This window comes from Arthrobacter sp. Cza30, from assembly GCF_059090765.1.
This window is the reverse complement of record NZ_JBNHGA010000001.1, coordinates 281,708-305,129: the sequence shown is the minus strand read 5'-3', so window position 1 is coordinate 305,129 and position 23,422 is coordinate 281,708. Positions and strand designations below refer to the sequence as shown.

Below are 23,422 nucleotides of genomic sequence, written 5' to 3'. Positions count from 1 at the left end.
GTATCGCCGAAACCGCACGTCGTGCGCGTCGTCGACGTGCGTCCTCGGCGAGTACGCACGTCGTCGACAGGGAGCACGATCGCCCGGAGCGCCGAATGAGCGCGACGGGCGGGGTCGTCGCGGCGGTCGACCTCGGTGCGACGAGCGGCCGCGTCATGCTCGGCTACGTCGAAGACGGGATGCTGCGCCTCGAGGCCGTGGCGCGCTTCCCCAACGGGCCCGTGCCCGCCGGCGACGGACTGCACTGGGACTTCACCGCCCTGTACCGCCACATCCTCGACGGGCTCGCCGAGGCGGTGCGGCGCGAGCCGGCGATCGCCAGCGTCGGCATCGACTCGTGGGCCGTCGACTACGGCCTCGTCCGCGGCGACGAGCTGCTCGGCGAGCCGTTCCACTACCGCGACGAACGCACCGCCCGGGGCGTCGAGGCCGTGCACCGGCTCGTGCCCTTCGATGAGCTGTATCGCCGCAACGGACTGCAGTTCCTGCCCTTCAACACGCTGTACCAGTACGCCGTCGAGGACCGACTCGCCGACGCTGAGACGGCACTTCTCATCCCGGACCTCGTCGCGCATCTCCTGACCGGCGCGCGCGTGGCCGAGCGGACGAACGCCTCGACGACGGGACTGGTCGATGTCCGCACCGGCGCCTGGGACCGCGAGCTGATCGAGCGGCTGGGCGTCGAGGCATCCGTCCTGCCCGAGCTCGTCGAACCCGGCGCGCACCTCGGCCGCCTGCGCGGCGAGGCGCTCGAGCGGGTGGGTGCGGACCTCGAGGTCATCGCCGTGGGGTCGCACGACACCGCTTCGGCCGTCGTCGCGGTGCCCCTGAGCACACCGGATGCCGCCTACATCTCGTGCGGCACGTGGGGTCTGGTCGGGGTCGAGCTCGACGAGCCGGTCGTCAGCGACGAGGCGCGCGAGGCGAACTTCACCAACGAGGGCGGCGTCGACGGGCGCGTGCGGTTCCTGCACAACGTGACAGGACTGTGGCTCCTCAGCGAGTCCGTGCGCGCCTGGGAGGCCGAGGACGGCAACCCGATCGACCTGCCGACGCTCCTGGATGCTGCGGCATCCGTCGAAGGCGGCATCCCCCTCTTCGACGCCAACGATCCTCGCCTGTCGGCGCCGGGCGACATGCCCGCCCGCATCGCGGCGGTCCTCGAGGAGTCCGGCGCCCCCGTGCCGGCCACGCGCGAGGCCTTCGCGCGCACGATCGTCGAGAGCATCGCGCAGGCCTTCGCCGACGCGGTCGCCACCGCCGCGCGACTCACCGGCCGCGACATCGACGTGGTCCACGTCGTCGGCGGCGGCGCGCTCAACCGGCTGCTGTGCCAGGCGACCGCCGACCGGTCCGGTCTGCCCGTGCTCGCAGGCCCCGTCGAGGCGACGGCGCTCGGGAACGTGCTCGTGCAAGCCCGCGCCCACGGCTGGTTCGGACCGGATGCGACGCTGGAGAACCTCCGCCGCGCGGTCGCGGCATCCTTCACGCCGCAGCGGTACGAACCGCGCAGGTGATGGCGGCGCCGCTCGCATTCGGATCCTCCGCGAGGATCCGGCTCGATCGGCGGTGTCGGCCCGGATCGGAGGCGCGGATCCGATTCGGCGCACGCCGAGCACGGGCGCTCGGGAACATGAGGGAGGAACGATGACGGGATACGGCGCCGCTTTCGACTGGGCCCGACGACACGTCGATGCCGGACGTCTTCCCACAGCCGTCCTCGGCGTCGCCACCGCCGAGGGCGTCGTGGCGCTGGATGCCTTTGGGGCGACAGAGGGGCGACCGGCCCGTGTGGGCGACCCCTACTGGCTCTTCTCGATCACCAAGGTGCTCACCGGCCTCAGCGCCGCGCGGGCCGTCGAGCGCGGCTTGCTCACGACCGAGACGCCGCTCGCTCAGGCGATCCCGGAATTCGGCGCCTCCCGCGACGACGTGGTGCGCCTGCGCCACCTGGTGAGCCACACCTCCGGCATCCGGGAGCCTTCGCTGGACCCGCCCGAGGGGCTGCGGACCGCGCTGCTCGCACCGGGGCGCGACTTCGCGGCGGGCACCGCGTCGCGGTACTCGACCGTCGCCTTCGACGGCATCGCCGAGCTCGTGCGCTGCACGGCCGGGTGGGAGTGGGATGCCGACGTCGCGGCGTGGGCCTCGACCATCGGTGCCCACGGGTTCACGCTCGACCCGGCGGCCGAGCCGCACACCGTCGTCGACGCGGCGCGCCTGGGCCTGGACATGCGGAGCTTCGCACAGCACCGGAATCCCGGGGCGGGCATGATCGGCACCGCCGCGGATCTGCTCGCCGTCGGCTCGGCGCTGCTGCGCATCGGCCGCGGCGAGACGGGCGGGATCGTGCGCCCCGGGACGCTCGCGATGATGCTCCGGCCCCTCACGCAAGGGCTCCCACGGCTGGAGCCCTACCCCGCCGAGCGCGGGCAGGACTGGGGGTTCACGTGGAACCTGCGGACGCGCGCCCCGGGCCTGATCGACCGCGACGTGTTCGGGCACGGCGGGTGGGCCGGCACCGAGTTCTGGGTGCATCCCTCCGCGGGCGTGGCGTTCGTGCTGCTGACCAACCAGGCCGAGCGGCCGGGCGTGGAGCTCGACGAACTCGACAACGCCGTGATCTCCGCCCTCTGACCCCTTCCTCCCGCGGGGCTTCCTTCTTGTCGAGAACGTACGGTCTCGCCGAGGACGCATGGTGTCGCCGCACGGATCGTGCGGTCTCGGCGACCACATACGGTCTCGACGACACACCGCAGGCTCGGCGACCACACGGGCGGGCCGGCGGGCGTGTGCATGACGCGACGCGCCGGATGCCTCGACGTCAAGCCCTGTCGTGGGTGTGGGCGGCGACGTAGCGTGAGGGCATGGACGAACAGCGCGCCGAGGACCAGCCGCAGGACGACGACACCCCGACCGGCGGGATCGAGATCACCGAGGAGCAGCTCGAAGCAGACAACCCCGTCGAGGAGGACACCCTCAAAACCGTCGAGCCGGACAACCCGACGTCCTGAACCGCCGCCCGGCGCTCAGGAGGCGGGCAGGTACGCCGCGAGCTGCTCGAGGTCCGGCTGCGACTGCGGGTCCGCGACGGCGGCCGCGCCGACCGCGCAGGCGGCGGCGAGGGCCGATTGCGGATCGTGCCCCTCGAGGAGGGCGACCGTGAGGGCCGCGGCGAACGCGTCCCCGGCGCCGACCGAGCTGACCACCGACGCCGCGCGAGCCTGTGCCCGCGCGATCTCCACGCCGTCGCGCAGGAGGATCGCTCCTTCCGCCCCGAGGGTCACCGCGACGAGCGGGCGCGCCCGGAGCTCCGGGAACTGGGCGTACTCGCCCTCGTTGACGATGAAGAGGTCGACCCGGTCCAGCAGCGCGTCGGGCAGCGGCTGAACGGGCGAGACGTTGAGGGCGAAGAAGCCGTCGGTGCCGAACGCGACGCGCTCGACGACGGCGAGGTCGACCTCGAGCTGAGCCAGCACCGCGTGGCCGGAGACATCCGGAATCGATGCCGACTCGATCGCGGTGTTCGCGCCGGGGCAGACGACGATCGAGTTCTCGCCGGTGTCGTCGACGACGATGAGCGCGGTGCCCGTGGCGTCGCGTGTGCGCTGGACGCCCTCGACATCGACGCCGGCAGCGGCCAGATGACGCCGCATCTCGTCGCCCGCTTCGTCGGACCCGACCGCGCCGATGAGGCGCACGCGAGCCCCGAGCTTCGCCGCGGCCACCGCCTGGTTGGCGCCCTTGCCGCCCGGTTGGCGTGACAGGATGCCTCCCGTCACGGTCTCGCCCGGGGCGGGGGCCCGCCGCACCCGTGCGGTCATGTCGACGTTGATCGCTCCGACGACCACGAGCGGGGTCGCACTCGCTCCCGGACCCGCGCTCATCGCGTGTGTCCGAGGCGCTTGGCGACGACGACGTTGACCCCTGCCTTACGCAGCCGGTTGACGTGGCTGCGGTCCGTCGCATAGTCGACGATGACGGCGTCGAACTCCGCCAGCGGGAGCATGGCGTGCAGCGCGCGCTTGGTGAACTTCGTGTGGTCGGCCAGGAGGATCCGCGTGCTGGCGGCGTCGAACATCGCGCGCTTGACGTCGACGGTCTCGAGTGTCTGATGGAAGGCGATGTCGTCCGAGATGGCGGAGGTCGACATGACGAGCAGGTCCGCGCGCAGCGCGGAGATCGCGGTCGTCGTCATCCGCCCCATGTAGGCGCTGCACCAGTTGTAGTACTGGCCGCCGAGCCCGAGCAGCGTGATGCCGTTGGTCGACTTCAGCTCGTTCATGATCGTCAGGGTGTTGGTGATGACGGTGAGAGGCTTCTTGGCGTGCAGATGCGGCACCAGGTGCAGCGTCGTCGTCGAGTCGTCGAGCATGATGGCCTGTCCCGGCTCGATGAACTCCAACGCCGCGTGCGCGATCGCCTCCTTCTCGGGCAGCTCCCGGCTGGAGCGGTAGACGTCGCTGGATTCGACGAGCGCCGTGGACAGCGCGGTGGCGACGCCCCGGCTCTTGCGGAGCAGGCCACGTGCTTCGAGCTCGTCGAGGTCGCGGTGGACCGTCATGTGGCTGATCCCGAAGCGGTCGGCGAGGTCCTCGATCCGCACCGCGCCCGCCGACATGACGGCTTCGGTGATGGCCCGCTGGCGGGCGGCCTGCCGGTTCTGCCGCGACCCGTTCGACGTGTCGCCGGGGGGCACCGTCTGCGAACTCATGTCTCTCCCTCCGGTCTACCGGAGCGCTGCCGCCTCGTCGATGATGCGGGCCAGGCTCGCGGTGTCGTGTGCGAACCGGCCGAGGAACAGCCCGTCCACCGCATCACCCAGCTCACCGAGCATCCCCCGCTGAGCGCTTCCCCCGTAGATTACCGAGGAGGCCGCGACGCGTTCGTCCTGGGCGAGACGATCGCACAGTGCGGCCGCGACGACCCGGATGTGGTCGGTCGGCGCGGGGGTCGGCTTGCCGATCGCCCACACCGGCTCGTACGCCACGATGAGGTCGTCGATGCGCATCCCGTCCAGACCCGCCAGGGCCGAGTCCAGCTCGTCGAGGCACCGGGATGCTGCCTCGGCAGCGGGCATCTCGTCGCTCTCGCCGACGCACAGCACCGGGGTCAGCCCGTTGCGGACCGCGGCGGCGAGCTTTCGTCGCACCACGTCGTCGTCCTCACCGAACAGGGCACGGCGCTCGGCGTGACCGACCTCCACGAGCGTGCATCCGATCTCTCTGAGGTCCGCACCGCTCACCTCGCCGGTGTAGGGGCCGCGGTCCTCCCAATGCAGGTTCTGCGCGCCCACTTCGACGGTCGTGCCGGCTGTCGCCTCCCGCACTCCGGTCATGGCCGGGAAGGACGGCATCACGAACAGACGCACGGCGCCGCTTCGGACGGCGGTGTGGCCGCGGGCGATGGTCGCGACTCTGCGCGCCCAGTCCACGGTCGTGGCGACGTCGAGGTAGAGCTTGAGGCTGACTCCGAGCGTGACAGGCTGATGTGGCGGACGCGCGTGGGCGCCGTCAGCCACAGCTGCCGGTCTGCTCGTACTCCGTCAGGACGGCGACCTTCTCCGCCGACGGCGAGCCCTCGTCGAACTCGTACCCGAGCCACTCCTTCGCCAGGCGCCGGGCCAGCTCCAGGCCGACCACGCGCTGACCGAACGTGAGCACCTGCGCGTTGTTGCTCAGCACGCTGCGCTCGACGCTGAAGCTGTCGTGCGCGGTCACCGCCCGGATCCCCGGCACCTTGTTCGCGGCGATCGCGACGCCCAGGCCCGTGCCGCAGACCAGCAGCGCACGGTCGGCGTCTCCGTCGCGGACCTTCTCCGCCGCGGCGATCGCGACGCGCGGGTAGGCCGTGTGCCCGTCGGCGTCCACTCCGACGTCGATGACCTCCGACACGCGGGGGTCCTTCTCGAGGTCGGCCTTGAGGGCTTCCTTGTACTGGTATCCGGCGTCGTCGCTGCCGACGACGACTCGCCACTGACGGCTCATGTCTGACTCCTGTTCTCAGTCGTTCGCCAGGACCGCGGCTGCCGCGGTCATTGCGAGAGCGAACGAGATCGCTCCCGGGTCGGGGGTTCCGACGCTCTTCTCCATGTGAGGCCGCGCGCGTCCCATGCGCGGCATGAGCGAGGCGGTGGCCTCGGCGGCGGCGGTCGCATCCGCTGCGGCCGCCTCCCAGGCGCGGGGCAGCGCCTCGCCGGCGGCCACGCGCCGCTGCAGCGATTCGGTGAACGGGACGAGAGCGTCCACGAGGGTCTTGTCGCCCACCTGCGCCTTGCCGTAGCCCTGCACCTTTGCGCGCGCCGCCTCGACGGCCTCGGCCACGACGGCCGCGTCCGGAGCCTGCGCATCGCCGATGCGCTCGCCGGCAGCGCGCAGCCCCGCACCCCACAGCGCACCGGAGGTGCCGCCGGCCTTGAGCGCCCAGGCGTCGCCCGCGAGGGCGAGCACCGTGCCGGCGCCCGCGCCGAGGTCCACGGCCCGCGCCGCCTCCTCCGCGGCGGCCCGCGCCCCGCGCTGCATGCCGATGCCGTGGTCGCCGTCGCCCGCGATCGCGTCGAGGCGGCCGAGTTCGTCCGCCTCGCGGTCGATCACGTCGCGGATGGCCTCCACGACGGCCCGGACGGCGCGACCGGCCGCGATCGAGTCGTCGCTGGCCGCGGGGATCTCGTCGGCGGCATCCGCGACCGCCTCCTCACCGGCGATGGAGCCGGTGAGATCGCGTGTGCCCTTGCGGTAGGCCGGGGTGTAGGTGGGGGCGTTCCACGCCGCCTCGAGCTCGTCGTCGAGCCACAGCAGCGTCAGCGAGACACCGGCCATCTCGAAGCTCGTCGCGTACTCGCCGACCTCGGGCTGGACGATCGTGAGGCCGGCGGCTTCGAGCTGCTCGGCGACGGTCGCGTAGATGACGAACAGCTCTTCGGACTTCACCGAGCCGAGGCCGTTAAGGATCACCGCGACGCGGGCGCCGTCTGCGGCGGCGACGTCGTCGGGTCGTTCCTCCAGCAGCGCCTCGACGAAGAGCCGGCCGAGCTCGGCGGCGGTCGCCAGCGGGCGGATGCCGATCCCCGGCTCGCCGTGGATGCCCATGCCGACCGCCATCTGGCCGGCGGGCACGGTGAAGAGCGGCTCGCTCGCGCCGGGCAGCGTGCAGCCGGTGAAGGCGACGCCGAAGGAGCGGGTGCGGTCGTTGGCACGGGAGGCCACGTCATACACGCCGTCGAGGTCGTAGCCCTGCTCGGCGGCCCATGCGGCGGCGCGGAACACCGCCAGGTCGCCGGCGATCCCGCGGCGCTTGTCGCGCTCGTCGCGGGGGGCGCTGTAGATGTCGTCGGTGACGCGGACGGTGCGGCACGGGATGCCCTCGGCGTTCAGGCGCTCCTGCGCCTGGTCGAAGTTCAGCACGTCACCGGCGTAGTTCCCGTAGCTCAGCAGGACGCCCGCCTCGGTCGCGACGGACTTGGCGACGCTGTAGACCTGCTGGGCGCTGGGCGAGGCGAAGACGTTCCCCATGGCGGCGGCGTGCGCCAGACCGGGACCGACCAGGCCGGCGAAGGCCGGATAGTGTCCGGATCCGCCGCCGATCACGACCGCGACCTGGCCGGCAGGGGTGGCCGTCGCCCGGGCGACACCGCCGGGAACCCGCCGGACGAGATCGCGATGGGCTGCCACGAAGCCCGCGGCGGACTCGTCGGCGAAATCGGCGGGATCGTTCAGAACGTAGCTCATGGTGCCTCTTGAAGTAGAAGGGGGACGGGGGCGGATGCGAGTGGCACCCGCCCCCGTTCGGCCGCACGGGAGCGCGCGGCCGGCTTGTCGTCGTCAGCCTTCGAAGGTGAAGGCACCCGTCATGCTGTCGACGTTGTCCTTGGTGATCAGGATGCAGTCGAACGACTGCTTCTCGGTCTCCGGAGCCTCACCCGTGCGGATGAACTCGTCGGCGAGGCGGACGGCCTCCTCCGAGAACGTGGCGACGGGCTGCAGCACCGTGTAGGCCAGCTCGCCGGCCTTGATGGCGTCCACCGCGTCGGGCGAGCCGTCGAAGCCGCCGACCACGATGTCCTGAAGCCGGCCGGCCTCCTTCAGCGCGGCGATCGCGCCGAGGGCCATCTCGTCGTTGCCGGCGATCACGCCGTTGATGGCGGAGTTCGCCTGCAGCAGCGACTGCATCTTGTCGTGACCCTTGGTGCGGTCCCAGTCGGCGACCTCCTTGCCCACCTGGGCGAGCTCGGGGTACTGGCTGATCACCGTGGTGTAGCCGTTGGAGCGGGTCTGGGCGTTGTTGTCCGAGGGCGCGCCGAACAGTTCGACGTAGTTGCCCTTCTCGCCCATGAGGCGCACCCACTCCTGGGCGCCGAGCGCGGCGCCCTGGGCGTTGTTCGACACGAGCTGCGCCTTGGCAAGGCCCGACTCGTTGATCTCCGCGTTGACGAGGAAGACCGGGATGCCGGCAGCATCGGCCTTCTTCACCGCGGCGATGGAGCCGTCGGCGTTCGCCGGGTCGAGGATGATGGCCACCGACTTGTTCGAGATCGCGGTGTCGATCAGGGTGTTCTCGGTGTTGGTGTCGCCCTTGTGGGCGCCCACCGTGGTCTCGTATCCGAGCTCCTCGGCGGTGGCCGCGGCGATGTCGCCTTCGGTCTTCCAGTAGGGGTTGGCCGGGTCGTTCACGATGATCGTGATGAGGCCGCCGGCCTCACCCGATCCACCCGAGGTCTCGCCCGAGCCCGCCGTGTTGCCGCTGGAGCAGGCGGTGAGGCCCAGAACCAGCGCGCCCGCGGCAGCGAGGGCGGCAAGCGCCTTCTTGCGCAGCATGTGATGTGTCCTTTCTTGGTGGCTCGGCAGCGTTCTTCGATGCCGATTTCGCGGTCAGGGGGCTCGTGGCCGTGGCCTAGGCGCCCTGTCCCGACGTGGAGGATCCCTGTGTGGCCGCCACCGGGGTGGGGGCCGACGGGGCGGAGGGGGTCGTCGTCGCGGCGGGGCGACGACGGCGTCCGTACTGGAGGGTGTTCAGCAGGACGGCCACGACGATCACGGCGCCCATGAAGACCATCTGCCAGTAGGCCGACACGCCGACGATGACGAGGCCGTCGGAGAGGAAGCCGATGACGAACGCGCCCAGCAGGGTGCCGCGGATGTTGCCGCGCCCGCCGCTGAGGGCGGCGCCCCCGATGACCACGGCGGCGATCGCGGTCAGCTCGTACGTGTTGCCGGCGGTGGGGCTGGCGCTGGTGAGCGTCGATGCCAGGATGAGGCCGGCGATCGCGGCGCACACGCCGGAGATCACGTACACGTAGATCTTGACCTTCTTCACCGGCACACCCGACAGCTCGGCCGCGCGCTCGTTGCCGCCCGACGCGTACAGCCAGCGGCCGAACTTCGTCCGTCCCAGGACATAGCCGAGGATGACCGCGACGATGCCCATGATGATGACGCCGATGGGGATGTTCAGGATGCGGTTGAAGCCGAGCCACTCGAAGCCGGTGTTGCCCAGCTCGGGCTCGCCCGCCAGGTCGTTGATCGTCAGACCGTTGGTCATGAGCAGCGCGAGGCCGCGCACGACGTACAGCATGCCCAGCGTCGCGACGAACGGCGCGACCTTGAACTTCGACACCAGGATGCCGTTGACCAGGCCCACGAGCGCACCCACGCCGCACGAGAGCAGCACGACGACCGGCACGCTCGGGAAGAGTGTGATGCCGAAGATGTTGATGGGCACGCCCTGCAGCAGGAAGCCGGCGATCACGGCAGAGAAGCCGAGCGTCGAACCGACCGACAGGTCGATCCCGCCGTTGAGGATCACCATGAGCATGCCCATGCCCAGCAGCGCGTAGATGGCCACGTGCGAGGCCATGATGAGGATGTTGTCGACCGTGAGGTAGTTCGGTGACAGCAGCGAGAACACCACGATGATGAGGATGAGCGCGAGGAACGCCCGCCCTTCCAGCAGGAGCTTCGCGATCGAGAACCTCTTCTTGTTCTCGAGGATGGTCGTTGTCGTCGTCGTCATTGTGCGATCCGTTCTGGGCGTCAGGCGGCCACGGCTTCGCCGGAAGCGGCCATGATCATGTCTTTGGTGGCGTCCGGCGTGAACTCGGCCGAGATCCGGCCGCGGCGCATCACGATGATGCGGTGGGCGATGCTGAAGCACTCGCCCACTTCGGACGTGGAGTACACGACCGCGAGGCCTTCGCGGGCGCGCTCGGCGAGGAGACGGAAGACTTCACCCTTCGCGCCGACGTCGATGCCACGGCTCGGCTCGTCCAGCAGCATGACGCGCGGGTTCGTCGCGACGATCTTGCCGATGACGACCTTCTGCTGGTTGCCGCCGGAGAGGGCGCCGATCGGGAGGTCAGGACCAGGGGTCTTGACCGTGACGGCGCGGATCAGGTCCAGCGCGCGCTTCTTCTCGACGCGCCGCGAGATCGCACCCCGGTTCAGGCTCCGATCCAAGCTCGCAAGAGTGAGGTTCGTGCCGACGTCGAAGGTCTGCACGAGCCCGTCGCGCTGACGGTCCTCCGGCACCAGCCCGATGCCGTCCGCGATCCGCTCCGCGATGGTGTCGGAGAGGATCGAGGCGCCGTCGAGCAGGATGTCGCCGCCGGCGACCGGCTCCTTGCCGGCGATCGCCTCCAGCAGCTCGGTGCGTCCGGCTCCCATGAGGCCGTAGATGCACACGACCTCACCGGCCCGGACATCGAGGTTCAGGCCGTTCACGATCGCGCGCTCCGGGTTCTCGCGGTCCACGACCGTGAGATTGCGGATGCTGAGCACCTTGTCGCCGAAGTCGTAGCCCGTCGGCGGAGACCCGAGGTCGAAGTTCTCGCCCACCATGTTGCGGACGATCCACTCGAGGTCGATGTCCTCACGCTCGCCGCGCGCGGTCATCGTGCCGTCGCGAAGGACCACCGCGTGATCGGTGAGCTCGAGCGCCTCCTCGAGATGGTGCGAGATGTAGACGATCGCGACGCCGCGTGCGAGGAGGTCGCGGATGATGCCGAAGAGCACCTCGACCTCGGCTGCGGCCAGGGCGGACGTCGGCTCGTCCATGATGAGGATCCGCGAGTTCACGGAGAGCGCACGGGCGATCTCGACGATCTGCTGCTGACCGACGCGGAGATCCGCCACGAGCGTGTCCGGCTCGATCGGCAGCTGGAGCTCCTGCAGCAGCGCCTTGGTCTGCCGGGCCTCCTCGGCGTAGTCCACGCCGAACGGACCGGTGATCTCGCGACCCATGAAGATGTTGTCTCGCACCGACAGGTTCGGCGCGAGGCTCAGCTCCTGGTGGATGATCGAGATGCCGCGGGCCTGCGCGTCGGTGGTCGAGGCGAAGACGACCGGTTCGCCGTCGAGGACGATCTCGCCGGAGGTCGGCTGCTCGACGCCCGAGAGGATCTTCATGAGCGTCGACTTCCCGGCGCCGTTCTCGCCGAACAGCGTCGTGACGGTGCCCTGTCGGATCTCGAAGTTCACGCCCTTGAGCGCCCGCGTGCCGCCGTACGTCTTGACGATGTTCCGCGCTTCGAGGACGACGTCGTTGAAGTGGGTCGTCTCGCTCATGAGACCTCGATCTCGGTGGGCGTGACCAGCCAGGATGCCGGGTTGATGAGGGTGAACGCGCCGGTCACCGTGATCGTCCTGCCCGTCAGCGCCGTGGTGTCGACATCCGCGAGCACCTGCGCCTTGAGCTCCTCGTTCAGAGCCGCGGCGGCGTTCTGGTAGTCGATCTGGTTGGTGAACTGGCCGAACGTGATCTCGCCGGTCGCGTCGCGCAGCTCGGTGCCGTTGATGGCCGGACCGGTCTGCACCCGGATCAGCAGGTCGTCGGGAACGCCTTCGACGTCGACCTCGTAGATGCCGGACTGCCCTTCGCCGACCACGCCGGTGAAGGTGACGCTGTACACCGGGCCGCCGGAGCTGGCGACGGCGTACTCCTCGGCGGCCGCCGCGGGATCGGCCGCGATCGCCTCTGCGAGGGTGGTGGCGTCGGTGGCGCGCTCGGCGATCGCCTCCTGGATCTGCGGGAAGTTCTCGGCACCGAAGGTGGCAGGGTTGAACTCCTGCGCGCCCTGCAGGGAGGCGTCGTCGTTGCTGACGACCTTGGTTCCGAGGATCACGCCGAGGACGACGAGCGCGATGACACCGATCCAGATGCCGCGCTTGGCACCGGTGGAGAGCTTCTTGCGGGGCGTCGTGGCCGACGCAGCCGTCGCGGCGCTCACAGGAAGACCCGCGATTCGGTGTCGTTCGGGCGGATCTGCAGCTTGCGGCCCTCGCCGCGGCGGAACATCTCCAGCGCGTCCGAGTAGTCGTCCAGCGTGAAGGAGTGGCTGATCATCGCCTTGGCGTTGATCGCACCCGCCTCGAAGAGCTCGACGGCGCGGCCGAAGGAATTCAGGACCGCCATGGTGCCGACGATGGTGATCTCGTCGCGGTAGACGCGGAAGGGCGAGAACTGCGCCGTCTTGTCGGCGGGCGCGACACCGAAGTCCTGGAAGTAGCCGGCCGGCTTGACGCGGGTCAGGGCGTCCTCGATCGCGCGGATGTTGCCGGTGCAGTCGATGACGACGTCCCACTTCTCACGGTCGGCGTCGTCGGCGCTGGTGTAGCGCAGCTCGATCCCGCACTCGGCGGCGGTCTGGAGACGGGCCTCGTTGAGGTCGACGATCGTGACGGTGGCCGCCCCGGCCTTCTTCGCCAGCTGCGCCATCATGAGGCCCATGGTCCCGGCGCCGTAGACCAGCACGTGGTCGCCGAGGCGACGCGGCAGCACGTCCCATCCACGGATCGCGCACGCGAGCGGCTCGATGAGCGCGGCCTCGTACAGGTCGGTCTCGGGCTTGAGCTTGTAGACGTTCCCGGCGGGGGCCGTGAAGTACTGCTGCGACGCGCCATCCGAGGCCACGACGCCGAGGCCGTTCCAGAACCGGCACAGGTTCTGGTGGCCGTTCTGGCAGAACTCGCACTCGCCGCACGTGGTGCTCGGGTTGACGGCCACGTGGTCGCCCACCTGGAAGTCGAACACGCCGTCGTTCACACCCTCGCCGAGGGCCACGATCGTGCCCGTCGCCTCATGTCCCGGCACGAGCGGGAACACCGTCCCCTCGAACTCGCCGTCGAAGACATGCGTGTCGGTTCCGCAGATACCGACCGCGGCGGTCTCGATGAGGATCTCCTTGTAGCCGGGCGTCGGCATGGGGCGCTCTTCGAGTGCCAACTCGCCTTCCGACGTGAATACAACTGCGCGCATCTTTGCTCCCGTTTGGGCCATCGCCGTCGGTGGGCCGGAGGTCACGGCGACGGTGGCGTTCTCGCTGTCCCGCGCGGTGGCATCGAACTTTCGGGCTGATGTCCGCGCGGCACAAGGCCGATGAGCCTTGTGTTATCTTTCCTGTGATCTTGTCACGTGATCACGTGAGATACACCATAAGAACATCACATATCCGTGTCAAACTGGATCCGAGACCGCAGCTGGTCGATCCCACGCACCCGTCGAAGGAGACCCACATGAGCACCCTCACGGACGCACCCGCCGACTCCGGTCGCATGCGCGCGGCCGTTCTGGTCCGCGCCGGCGAGATCGCGCTGGAGGAGCGCCCGGTGCCGGTGCCGCGTCCCGACGAGGTGCTCGTGCGAGTGACGGCGGTCGGCGTGTGCGGCAGCGACGTGCACTTCTACAAGGACGGGCATCTCGGCGACTGGGTGGTGACCGAGCCGCTCGTGCTCGGCCATGAGTCCGGCGGCACGATCGTGGCGATCGGCGACGACGTGGACCCGGGTCGGATCGGCGAGCGCGTCTCGATCGAGCCGCAGCATCCGTCGACCACCTCCCGCGAAACGCTGCGCGGCGACTACAACCTCGACCCGCACATGGAGTTCTACGCGGTGCCGGGAACCGACGGCGCGTTCCAGGAGTACGTGACCATCCAGAGCCACTTCGCCCACGCGATCCCCGACAGCGTCAGCGACCACGCCGCAGCGCTCATGGAGCCGCTCTCCGTGGCGATCGCGACCGCGCGCAAGGCGCAGTTCTCCCCCGGCGACCGCGTGCTGGTGACCGGCGCCGGTCCGGTCGGCATCGCGATCGCCCAGGTTGCGCGCGCGTACGGCGCTGCCGAGGTGATCGTGTCGGACATCGCCGAGGACCGGCGCGCCGCCGCGCTCTCGTTCGGTGCGACCTCGGTCGTGGACCCCAGCAGCCCCGACTTCGAGGCCGCCGTCGCGGGCGTGGACTCGTTCGCCGACGCCTCGGGGGCCGCGTCCGCCGTGAAGGCGGGCATCCAGGCGCTCCGGCCCGCGGGGCGCGCCGTGCTCGTCGGCATGGGGCTGCCCGAGGTGCCGCTTCCCATCACCGCCATCCAGAACAAGGAGCTCGTCGTCACGGGCGTCTTCCGCTACGCCAACACGTGGCCCACGGCCGTCGCGCTCGTGGCCAGCGGGCAGGTGGATCTGGACCGGATGGTCACGGGCACGTTCGGCCTGGGGGCGGTGCGCGAGGCGCTGGAGTCCACGGCGAACCCGTCGACCATCAAGTCCGTGGTGGTGCCGACGCAGGACTGAGGGCGCCCGGCCGCAGACCCCGTGGCAGCGCCGGCGCCCAATGGCGCCACCGGGTGGCACGAGCGTTCCGGTGCAGGTGTTCTGAGCGAGCGTTGGACCGCGTCGGCGGTCGCTGTGTAGCATGCAGGAAGGCCGGTCCTGGGGAGGGCGGCCGTCACTGGGGACCTGGGGGGGTACTCGTGCCTGAACAATTGGACGCGTTCGTCGCGCGCCTGCTCGAGCTTTCGACCGCCGACAAGGACACCGGCAAGCGCCGTCTTCCACCCGAACGGGAGCTGTGCGAGGCGCTGGGAGTCAGCCGGGGCGCGCTCAGGGAACGGCTCGCCGTGCTGGAGCGACTGGGATTCCTTCGACGCACGCAAGGGCGAGGCACCTACCTGACGAAGCCGCCGTACGACTTCGTGCGCACCTTCTTCACGATCGCCCGCGCACTGGGATACCTCACCGACGCGGAGTTCGCCGAGTCACGCGTCCTGCTCGAGGAGGCGATCGCCGAGGCGGCGGCACGGCACGCCACGCCCGCCCAGGTCACGGCTCTGCGCCGGGACGTGGACCGCATGGTGGCCTCGCACGAGGCCGGCGACGAAACGGGCGCCCGAGATGCCGACGTGGCGTTCCACGAGCACCTTCAGGCGATGGTGGACAACTCGGTGCTGCGCTTCCTCGAGGAGGGACTGCGCCCGGTGCTGCGCGATGACATCGCGGCGCGGCGGCGGGAGGTCGCCGGCGCGGCGGCCGACTCTGAATCCACGCAGCTGACCGATCGGGTCCACTACGAGATCGTGGACGCGATCGAGGCGCGCGATCCGGAACGCGCGCGCAGGGCCATGCGCCGGCACTTCGGCGGCCCGCCGGCGCACTCACGCCTGAGCCGCACCGCCTGAGTCAGCCGGCGAGGACGACGCGCAGCTGCTCGACAGCCCAGTCGATCTCCGTCGCCCGGATGACCAGCGGCGGGGCGATGCGGATGGTGTGGCCGTGCGTGTCCTTGACCAGCACGCCTCGGGCGATCAGACGCTCTGCGATCTCGCGCCCCGACGCGACGGCGGGATCGATGTCGATACCCGCCCACAGCCCGGCGGAGCGGACCGCCGTGACGCCGTGCCCGATGAGCTCCCGCAGCTTCGTGTCCATGTGCTCGCCGAGCAGCTTCGCACGCTGCTGGAACTCCCCGGACTGCAGCATCTCGACCACGCGCAGGCCCACCGCGGACGCGAGCGGGTTCCCGCCGAACGTCGAGCCGTGCTCGCCGGGGCGCAGCACCCCCAGCACATCCCGATCGGCGACGACCGCCGACACCGGAAGGATGCCCCCTCCCAGGGCCTTGCCGAGCAGGTACACGTCGGGCACGACCTCTTCGCGGTCGCAGGCGAACGTCTCGCCGACCCGGCCGAGGCCCGACTGGATCTCGTCGGCGATGAACAGGACGTTGCGGCGGGTGCAGATCTCCCGCACCTCACGCAGGTATCCCTGCGGGGGCAGGACGATCCCCGCCTCGCCCTGGATGGGCTCGATGAGCACCGCGACGGTCGTCTCGTCGATGGCCGCCTCGATGGCGGCCGCGTCGCCGAAGGGCACGTGGACGAAGCCGGGGGCGAAGGGACCGAAGTCGTTGCGCGCGTCGGGATCATCGCTGAAGCCCACGATCGTCGTGGTGCGGCCGTGGAAGTTGCCGTGCGCGACCACGATGGTCGCGGAGTCGGGCGTGACGCCCTTGACGCGGTATCCCCACGCCCGTGCCACCTTGATGCCCGTCTCGACGGCTTCGGCGCCGGTGTTCATGGGAAGCACCATCTCCTTGCCGCACAGCGTGGCAAGAGCGGCAGCGAAGGAGCCCAGCCGGTCGTTGTGGAAGGCCCGGCTGGTCAGCGTCAGGCGGTTGAGCTGTTCCTGCGCGGCGGCCAGCAGCGCGGGATGCGCGTGCCCGAAGTTCAGCGCCGAGTAGGCCGAGAGCAGATCGAGGTAGCGTTTGCCCTCCACATCCGTCACCCACGCGCCCTCGCCGCGTGCGATCACGACGGGAAGCGGCGCGTAGTTGCGGGCGACGTGCTCCTCTTCACCGGCGATGACGCGGACCGTGGTGGTGTCGGGCGAGGTCGATAGCGAGGTCATGGTCGTCTCCTGTCAGCGCCGCAGCTCGAGCGTGCAGCACTTGATGCCGCCGCCGCCGAGCAGCAGCTCGGACAGGTCGACGAGTACCGGGTTGTAGCCGCGCTCGCGCAGCTGTGCCTCGAAGCCGGTCGCGCGGGGCGAGATGATCACATTGCGCCCGTCGCTGGCCGAATTGAGACCGAAGACGGCGCCGTCGGCATCCGCGACGCGGATCGCATCGGGATAGCGCTCGGCGAGGATGTCCTGGCTGCGCTGGTCGAAGGCGCCGGGAAGGTAGGCGATGTTCGCCCGGTCGACGCCGCCAGGGCCCTCCACCGGGTCGAGCACCGAGATGGCGGTGTCGAGGTGGTAGAACCGCGGGTCCACGAGGGTGAGGCTGAGCACCTCGCGGCCGAACACGTCGGCGATCTCACGGTGGCTGTCGCCGGTCGAGCGGAAGCCGGTTCCGGCCAGGATGGTGTCGCCGACGAGCAGGAAGTCGCCCTCCCCCTCGTTCACCTCGACGGGCTCGACCACGTCGAAGCCGTTGTCCCGGAACCATGCCATGAACGCCGGCCCCTCCGGCATCCGCTCGGGATAGCGGAACTTCGCACCGTACGCGACGCCGTCGATGAGGAACCCGCCGTTGGCCGTGTAGACCATGTCGGGCAGGCCCGGGATGGGGTCGATGAGGTGCACCTCGTGCCCCAGCTCGATGTAGGCGTCGTACAGGGTCTGCCATTGGCGCAGTGCGAGCGCCGTGTCGGTCGGGTTCTTCGGCTCCATCCACGGGTTGATGGAGTAGCTCACCGTGAAGTGCTCGGGGCGGCACATCAGGTAGCGGCGGTGCTGCTGCACCCTCTCGGCGACGCCGAGGCTCTCCGTCGCCGAGTCGAGGTTCTCGGTCGCTGAGCTTGTCGAAGCGGGCGCGGTGTTCTGCGTGGACATCGATCTCCTTGCGAAGGGCGGCGGACGCTGTCCAGAGGCCCGGCGGCCTCCTGTCTCGGTTCTCGAGCTCGTCGGAGGGCGACCCGGGCACGCCGAAGCCATTCTCTCACGTCGCCTGTGCAGCGCCTGGAAACAGTCTGTCGTCAGCTCGCCGCGACGACCACCTTGCCGACGGTGTGCCCGGCGGCGACATGTGCCAGCGCGGCGGCGGCGTCCTCGAAGGCGTACACCCGCTCGATCACGGGACGCAGGCGGCCTTCCGTGGTGAGGTCGAGGAGGCGACGGAGCACTTCGGGTTTCGCCGTGGCGGCGAGGGGACGCAGCGGACGCCGGGATGCCAGCGAGAGGACCGCGGCCGATGCGATGCGTCCCACCGGCCCGAGCACACGGCCACCCTCTCCTGCGACGAGCACGGCGGCGCCTCCGTGGCGGACCAGCCGCTGGAGCGTGCGAACCGGTGCCGTCCCGGCGATGTCGATGACGGCATCGAAGCGCCCCTCGCCCAGTTCGGGTGCGCCGGGCTGCACCGCGCGGTAGTCGAAGGTCCGGGCGGCGCCCAGTCCTTCGACGAGTCGCCGGTTGCGCTCACCGCACAGCGCCCACACGTCAGCGCCGCGGAGCGCGGCGAGCTGCACGGCGAATGTGCCCACCCCGCCGGAGGCGCCGATGACCAGGACGCGCCGCGGCGACGTGGAGGTCGCCTGCTCGGGGACGCCGGCGCGGTCCAGCGCCTGCCAGGCGGTGCCGGCGGCGATGGGAAGGGATGCCGCGACGACGGGATTGAGCGCACGGGGGCGCCGGACCAGTCGCGAGGCCGGCGCGATGGCGAAGCCCGCCAGCCCCCCGCCGGCCGGCAGCTCGCCGACCACCTCGTCGCCGACGACGACGTCCTTCACCCCGTCGCCGACGGCGATCACGGTGCCCGCGGCATCCATGCCCCGCACCGGCTGACGCGGGCGGCGCACCCCGAACGCGGCGCGCACGAGGAGCGGCTCGCCGCGCATGACGTGGATGTCGCCGCTGTTGAGGCCGACGGCCAGGGGCCGGACCAGAACCTGCCCGCGTCCGGGCGCCGGTGTGGGGACCGGCTGCAGCGTCACGACATCCGCGTCGCCGTAGCGCTCCTGCCGCCACGCTGTCATGACGTCGGGATGGCGGCGCGCGGCAGCCGTCGTCGATGGGGTGTCCATGTCAGTCCTCCGGATACGAGAAGAGATCGTCCAGCCCGACGCCGAACGCGCGGGCGAGTTGGAATGCGAGCTCGAGCGAGGGCGAGTACCTGCCCTGCTCGATCGCGATGAGGGTCTGACGGGTCACCCCGACGCGGCGGGCGAGCTCAGCCTGCGTCATGCCTGCGTCCTCGCGCACGGAGCGGACGGAGTTCGTGACCTTCGTCGGCTTGACCATCAGGCGAGCCCGCGCCGGTACGCGGTGACGCTCGCGATGCCGCCCACGATGGACGAGAGCCCGAAGCCGTAGAACATGGTGCTGGCGATCCAGAACCAGTCGGACTCGAGGATGCACAGCGCGATCACGCCGAGCCCGGCGAGCACGAGGAAGGCTTGACCGACGCGCGTGTTCATGTGGGCGATGTCGCGATCGCGCTGGTCGGAGGCGCCGACCCCGTCGGGATCCCGCATTCCCGCGAGGATGCCCCACACGATGCTGATCACGATCGACGCGGCGATGCTGCCGCCGATGGTCCACAGCATGATCGGCACCCACTCGACATCCGTCAACGCGCCGCCGGCTGCCTCGGTCAGGACGACGGCCGCGTACGCGATCATGGCCACCACGCTCACGATGAGACTCGACCAGACGTTGCGTTCCTGATAGACCACGACCGCCTCCTCCATGTAAAAGATTGTTTACACGTGAGACTAGGCGTCGCCGACCTCGGTGTCAAACATCTTTTACATGGCCGTGCATGGCGGCCGCCGAGCCCGACAGGAACGAACGGGTCGGGCTGTGCTCAGATGACGTCCTCGGACCACCGGTCGGGGTTGCCGAAGCGGTGAGCGGTGATCGTGACGGACTGCTCGCGCAGGAACGGCAGCAGCTCCAGCCGCCCCGCGGTGGTGACCTCGTTGTCGTAGACGGAGAGGTCGGGGTCGCCGTGGACGGCGACCGCGAGACGACGATGCAGCGCGTCGACGGAATCGCGCGGACCGATGAGGCGCACCCGGGACGGGCGGGGCTGCGGCTCGTCCTCGCCGGCGGCGACGGTTCCGCCCGCTGCGGTGATGCGCTCGATCCACTGCTCATCGGTCTCGACGAACACCCCGACGCCCTGGTCGCTGAGCGCACGCCGTGCCGACGCGGGCAGGCCGACCGGGGCGCTGAGGGTCAGCGCGGATCCCGCGCGGATGCCGGCGATCGCGACGCGCAGCACCGCCTGCCACGTGGCATCCGATGTCGCGCGCAGCGCCACGGAACCGACCGGACGATAGCGGAAGAGGTTGCGCTCGACGCCGAGACCCGTGACGTCGCGCACGCGGCCGAACTCGCGGTCCCACGCGATGGCATCCGAGAGCGCCCCGCGCCGCAGCCACTCGAAGGACTCGTAGTCCAGCGACGGCTGCGCCGCCTCGATCACCGACGTGATGCGCGTGTCCAGGCCTCGGAGGTGCAGCGTGGCCGAGGCGGGCCCGCCCGCGGTCGGCCGCCAGCGCCCCAGGCCCACGAGGTAGTTCGGTCCGCCCGCCTTGGCGCCCGGCCCGACCGACGAGCGCTTCCATCCGCCGAACGGCTGACGCTGCACGATGGCGCCCGTCGTGCCGCGGTTGACGTAGAGGTTCCCCGCGTCGACCCGATCCAGCCACAGGGCGAGGTCGTCCGGGTTCTGGGTGTACAAGCCTGCGGTCAGGCCGTACGCCACCGCGTTCTGCAGCTCGATCGCGTGCGACAGCGACCTGGCATGCATGATGCCCAGGACGGGTCCGAAGAACTCCTCGCGGTGGAAGCGCGACCCCGGCTGCACGCCCGTGCGGATGCCGGGCGACCACAGGCGGCCACGGTACTCGGGGTCGACGTCGAGCAGATCCGGTTCGAGAAGCCAGCGCTCACCCTCCTCGAGGGTCGTCAGGGCCCACTCCAGCTTGCCGCTCGGCGGCTCGATGACGGGTCCGACCTCGGACAGCGGATCCGAAGGCGGGCCGATCCGCAGCGACCTCGTGGCGTCGACGAGCTGGCGCGCGAACCGCCGCGAATGCCCGACCGGTCCGACCAGGATCGCCAGCGACGCGGCCGAGCACTTCTGGCCGGCGTGCCCGAAGGCGCTCTTGACCAGGTCGGATGCCGCGAGATCGAGGTCCGCGGAGGGCATGACGATCATCGCGTTCTTGCCGCTGGTCTCGGCGAGCAGCGGCAGTTCCGGCCGCCACGACCGGAAGAGGGCCGCCGTCTCCCACGAGCCGGTCAGGATGACCCGGTCGACGTCGGGATGCGAGATGAGCGTCTGCCCGAGCGCGCCCTCCTCGATGTCGACCAGCGCGAGCAGGTCGCGCGGCACGCCGGCCTCCCACAGCGCCTCGGCGACCACGGCGGCGCAGCGGCGCGCCTGCGGCGCGGGCTTGAACACGACGCCCGAGCCGGCGGCGAGCGCGGCGAGCACGCCGCCCGCGGGGATCGCGATCGGGAAGTTCCACGGCGGCGTGACGACGGTCAGGCGTGCCGGCTCGAACATCGCACCGCTCACGCGGTCCAGTTCGCGCGCCGACGCGGCGTAGTAGTTGGCGAAATCGACGGCCTCGCTGACCTCGACGTCGGCCTCCGAGAACACCTTCCCGGTCTCGGACGCCGCGACCTCGATGAGCTCGCCACGCCGCCGCTCCAGGGCCTGCGCGGCTCCTGCGAGCACGCTCGCGCGGTCGGCCGCGGGGGTGGTGCCCCACATGCCGGCGGCGTCCCGGACGCGCTGCACGATGAGCCGGAGCGCCGCCTCGTCGGTCACCCGGGCGGCGGCGATCGTGGCGTCTCCGGCGCGGGAGCTCTCGATCCGCGCCAGGATGTCGCGCGCCCACGCCCGGTTGGCCGGCAGAGCCGGGTCGCTGTCGGGTGCGTTGCGGAAGCCCGCGACGCCGCCCACGGGCGCGTCGCTCTCGCGCGGCGAGAACACCGCCGTCTCGACGAACGGCACTCCGCCGAAGACCTGCTCGGGCACGAGCGGCGCGACGGGGGTCGTCTCGCCAGCCGCCTGCTCGGCGATCGCCGAGCGGGCGATGCCGATGACGGCCTGCGTGAGGCCCGCCTGCTCCTCCTCGGCCGCAGGCCGCACACGTCTCGCCTGCTCGCGGGGCGGTTCGCCCGCCGTGGCGGTGCGGTCCTGGAGGCGACGCGGACCGATCGGGAGCGAGGGGTCGTCGGCGCGGTCGAGCGAGGCCAGGAAGCGGTCCCGCTCCCGCGCGAACATCGCCGGGTCCTCGGCGAGGTCGAACGCCGCGGACAGGAAGTTGTCGCTCGAGGCGTTCTCCTCCACGCGCCGCACCAGGTAGCTGATGGCGACGTCGAACTCGTCGGGGCGGACCACCGGCACGTACAGCAGCACGTGCCCGACTTCGCGCGAGACCGCGGCGACCTGGCCCTGCGCCATCCCGAGGAGCATCTCGAACTCGACGTCGGCACGCACGCCGGTCGCGCCCGCGAGCAGCCAGGCGAACGCGATGTCGAAGAGGTTGTGGCCGGCGACCCCGACCCGCACCGCGGCGGTGTTCTCCGGCTGCAGAGCGAAGCGCAGGCACCGCACGTAGTTGGCGTCGGTGTCGACCTTGGCGTCGTAGGTCGCGGGCGACCAGCCGTGCATCACCGCGTCGACCCGTTCCATGGCCAGGTTCGCGCCCTTCACGAGGCGGATCTTGATGCGCGCACCACCGGCCGCCCGCCGCTGCCGCGCCCAGGCCGTCAGCTCCTGAAGCGCCGGAAGGGCGTCGGGCAGGTAGGCCTGGAGCACGATGCCGGCTTCCAGCCCGTGCAGACGAGGATCCTCCAGGAGCCGGGTGAACACCGCGATCGTCAGATCGAGATCGCGGTACTCCTCCATGTCCAGGTTGATGAAGGTCGTCCCGCCGGATGCCGTGGAAGGACGCGCGGCGGTGAGGTAGAGCGGCATCAGTCGCTCGACGACCCGGTCCACCACCTCGTCGAACGCCCACATCGAGATGTGACTGGCGATGGCCGACACTTTGACCGACACGTAGTCGACGTCCGGCCGGCGGATGAGCTCGTGGATGCCCTCCAGCCGCCGAAGCGCCTCCTCCTCGCCGAGCACGGCTTCCCCGAGCAGGTTGAGGTTCAGGCGCGCACCGGACTCGCGGATCTTCTCCAGCGCCGGGCCGAGCTTCTCGGGCCGCGCGTCCACCACGAGGTGTCCGACCATCTCGCGCAGCACTCGACGAGCGACCGGCACGACCGGCGCGGGCAGCACCGGCGCCACCGCGCCGCCGATCCGCACCGCCTGTCGCAGGTACCACGGCAGGAACTCGGGGACGAGCGGCGCGACGCGATGCAGATTGGATGCCGCGGCGGCGAGGCTCTCCGGACGCATCACGCCGTCCACGAAGCCGATCGTGAAAGGCAGACCGTTGCGGTCTTTCAGCACGCCGGCCAGTCGCTCGGCTGCGGGGTCCACCTCGACCTCGGCACTCTCGGTGATCCACCGCTGCGCCAGTGCGACGGCACGCGCGGCGAGGTCGTCGCCGGGGGCCGGGCGGTCGGTGTCCCCCTCGTAGAGGTCGGTCACCATGGCGACAAGCCTACGGTCTGCCGGGGCTGTCGCAGCCCGTTCTCGGCGGGAGTGTCGGGTCGGATGCGCCGCCGCGGGCAGTCAC

Annotated in this window: 21 protein-coding genes; 5 read left to right on the top strand and 16 right to left on the bottom strand. The window is 70.8% G+C overall.

The genetic code is table 11. From position 1 onward, the window contains the following. Positions 1 to 95: 95 nt before the first annotated feature. From AC5RVZ_RS01300 to AC5RVZ_RS01290, 3 genes are all read left to right on the top strand, one after another. Positions 96 to 1,517 (top strand): rhamnulokinase, encoded by a 1,422-nt coding sequence (locus AC5RVZ_RS01300; RefSeq protein WP_494063982.1) that lies wholly within the window; start codon positions 96 to 98, stop codon positions 1,515 to 1,517. Positions 1,518 to 1,647: 130 nt separating this feature from the next. After that, complete coding sequence (locus AC5RVZ_RS01295) at positions 1,648 to 2,637, top strand: serine hydrolase domain-containing protein (protein WP_494063981.1); 990 nt, start codon at positions 1,648 to 1,650, stop codon at positions 2,635 to 2,637. Between the two features lie 230 nt (positions 2,638 to 2,867). Beyond that, the gene (locus AC5RVZ_RS01290; RefSeq protein ID WP_494063980.1) at positions 2,868 to 3,014 is read left to right on the top strand and encodes a hypothetical protein; all 147 of its coding nucleotides are present in this window, start codon (positions 2,868 to 2,870) and stop codon (positions 3,012 to 3,014) included. 15 nt (positions 3,015 to 3,029) lie between these two features. Here AC5RVZ_RS01290 and AC5RVZ_RS01285 read toward each other — a convergent pair whose 3' ends face one another. From AC5RVZ_RS01285 to AC5RVZ_RS01240, 10 genes are all read right to left on the bottom strand, one after another. Then, the gene (locus AC5RVZ_RS01285; protein WP_494063979.1) at positions 3,030 to 3,887 is read right to left on the bottom strand and encodes a ribokinase; all 858 of its coding nucleotides are present in this window, start codon (positions 3,885 to 3,887) and stop codon (positions 3,030 to 3,032) included. Then, a complete protein-coding gene (locus AC5RVZ_RS01280; protein ID WP_494063978.1) occupies positions 3,884 to 4,714 on the bottom strand; it encodes a DeoR/GlpR family DNA-binding transcription regulator in 831 nt (276 codons plus the stop codon). Before AC5RVZ_RS01280 ends, AC5RVZ_RS01285 begins: the two co-directional genes overlap by 4 nt. 15 nt (positions 4,715 to 4,729) lie before the next feature. Beyond that, positions 4,730 to 5,521 carry a triose-phosphate isomerase family protein gene (locus tag AC5RVZ_RS01275; protein ID WP_494063977.1) on the bottom strand — a complete coding sequence of 264 codons (792 nt, stop codon included), beginning with the start codon at positions 5,519 to 5,521 and terminating at the stop codon, positions 4,730 to 4,732. Next, complete coding sequence (locus AC5RVZ_RS01270) at positions 5,514 to 5,987, bottom strand: ribose-5-phosphate isomerase (protein ID WP_494063976.1); 474 nt, start codon at positions 5,985 to 5,987, stop codon at positions 5,514 to 5,516. Before AC5RVZ_RS01270 ends, AC5RVZ_RS01275 begins: the two co-directional genes overlap by 8 nt. 15 nt (positions 5,988 to 6,002) lie before the next feature. Further along, positions 6,003 to 7,727, bottom strand: a complete 1,725-nt coding sequence (locus AC5RVZ_RS01265) for a dihydroxyacetone kinase family protein (protein WP_494063975.1) — start codon at positions 7,725 to 7,727, stop codon at positions 6,003 to 6,005. A gap of 93 nt (positions 7,728 to 7,820) precedes the next feature. Beyond that, positions 7,821 to 8,813, bottom strand: coding sequence for a D-ribose ABC transporter substrate-binding protein (locus AC5RVZ_RS01260; protein WP_494063974.1), 993 nt, complete (start codon positions 8,811 to 8,813; stop codon positions 7,821 to 7,823). A gap of 76 nt (positions 8,814 to 8,889) precedes the next feature. Beyond that, complete coding sequence (locus tag AC5RVZ_RS01255) at positions 8,890 to 10,008, bottom strand: ABC transporter permease (RefSeq protein ID WP_494063973.1); 1,119 nt, start codon at positions 10,006 to 10,008, stop codon at positions 8,890 to 8,892. Between the two features lie 20 nt (positions 10,009 to 10,028). Then, complete coding sequence (locus AC5RVZ_RS01250) at positions 10,029 to 11,558, bottom strand: sugar ABC transporter ATP-binding protein (RefSeq protein WP_494063972.1); 1,530 nt, start codon at positions 11,556 to 11,558, stop codon at positions 10,029 to 10,031. Further along, the gene (locus AC5RVZ_RS01245) at positions 11,555 to 12,220 is read right to left on the bottom strand and encodes a DUF2291 family protein (RefSeq protein ID WP_494063971.1); all 666 of its coding nucleotides are present in this window, start codon (positions 12,218 to 12,220) and stop codon (positions 11,555 to 11,557) included. Before AC5RVZ_RS01245 ends, AC5RVZ_RS01250 begins: the two co-directional genes overlap by 4 nt. Next, positions 12,217 to 13,248, bottom strand: a complete 1,032-nt coding sequence (locus AC5RVZ_RS01240; RefSeq protein WP_494063970.1) for a zinc-dependent alcohol dehydrogenase family protein — start codon at positions 13,246 to 13,248, stop codon at positions 12,217 to 12,219. Before AC5RVZ_RS01240 ends, AC5RVZ_RS01245 begins: the two co-directional genes overlap by 4 nt. A gap of 257 nt (positions 13,249 to 13,505) precedes the next feature. Between AC5RVZ_RS01240 and AC5RVZ_RS01235 the strand changes: the two genes are divergently transcribed. Together AC5RVZ_RS01235 and AC5RVZ_RS01230 are read left to right on the top strand one after the other, a co-directional pair. Next, on the top strand, positions 13,506 to 14,558 hold the full coding sequence (locus tag AC5RVZ_RS01235) for an NAD(P)-dependent alcohol dehydrogenase (protein ID WP_494063969.1): 1,053 nt from the start codon (positions 13,506 to 13,508) through the stop codon (positions 14,556 to 14,558). Positions 14,559 to 14,737: 179 nt separating this feature from the next. Further along, entirely contained in the window at positions 14,738 to 15,442 is a 705-nt protein-coding gene (locus AC5RVZ_RS01230) for a FadR/GntR family transcriptional regulator (protein WP_494063968.1), read from the top strand. Position 15,443: 1 nt separating this feature from the next. Here the strand turns inward: AC5RVZ_RS01230 and rocD are convergent, their stop codons facing one another. From rocD to AC5RVZ_RS01200, 6 genes are all read right to left on the bottom strand, one after another. After that, positions 15,444 to 16,670, bottom strand: a complete 1,227-nt coding sequence (rocD, locus tag AC5RVZ_RS01225; protein ID WP_494063967.1) for an ornithine--oxo-acid transaminase — start codon at positions 16,668 to 16,670, stop codon at positions 15,444 to 15,446. Positions 16,671 to 16,682: 12 nt separating this feature from the next. Beyond that, positions 16,683 to 17,597 carry a dimethylargininase gene (gene ddaH / locus AC5RVZ_RS01220; RefSeq protein ID WP_494063966.1) on the bottom strand — a complete coding sequence of 305 codons (915 nt, stop codon included), beginning with the start codon at positions 17,595 to 17,597 and terminating at the stop codon, positions 16,683 to 16,685. Between the two features lie 143 nt (positions 17,598 to 17,740). Continuing rightward, entirely contained in the window at positions 17,741 to 18,787 is a 1,047-nt protein-coding gene (locus tag AC5RVZ_RS01215; protein ID WP_494063965.1) for an NAD(P)-dependent alcohol dehydrogenase, read from the bottom strand. A gap of 1 nt (position 18,788) precedes the next feature. Continuing rightward, the gene (locus tag AC5RVZ_RS01210; RefSeq protein WP_494063964.1) at positions 18,789 to 19,004 is read right to left on the bottom strand and encodes a helix-turn-helix transcriptional regulator; all 216 of its coding nucleotides are present in this window, start codon (positions 19,002 to 19,004) and stop codon (positions 18,789 to 18,791) included. After that, positions 19,004 to 19,453, bottom strand: coding sequence for a hypothetical protein (locus AC5RVZ_RS01205; RefSeq protein WP_494063963.1), 450 nt, complete (start codon positions 19,451 to 19,453; stop codon positions 19,004 to 19,006). The genes AC5RVZ_RS01210 and AC5RVZ_RS01205 overlap by 1 nt, the downstream gene beginning before the upstream one ends. 116 nt (positions 19,454 to 19,569) lie before the next feature. Then, on the bottom strand, positions 19,570 to 23,337 hold the full coding sequence (locus AC5RVZ_RS01200) for a proline dehydrogenase family protein (protein WP_494063962.1): 3,768 nt from the start codon (positions 23,335 to 23,337) through the stop codon (positions 19,570 to 19,572). Between the last annotated feature and the right edge of the window lie 85 nt (positions 23,338 to 23,422).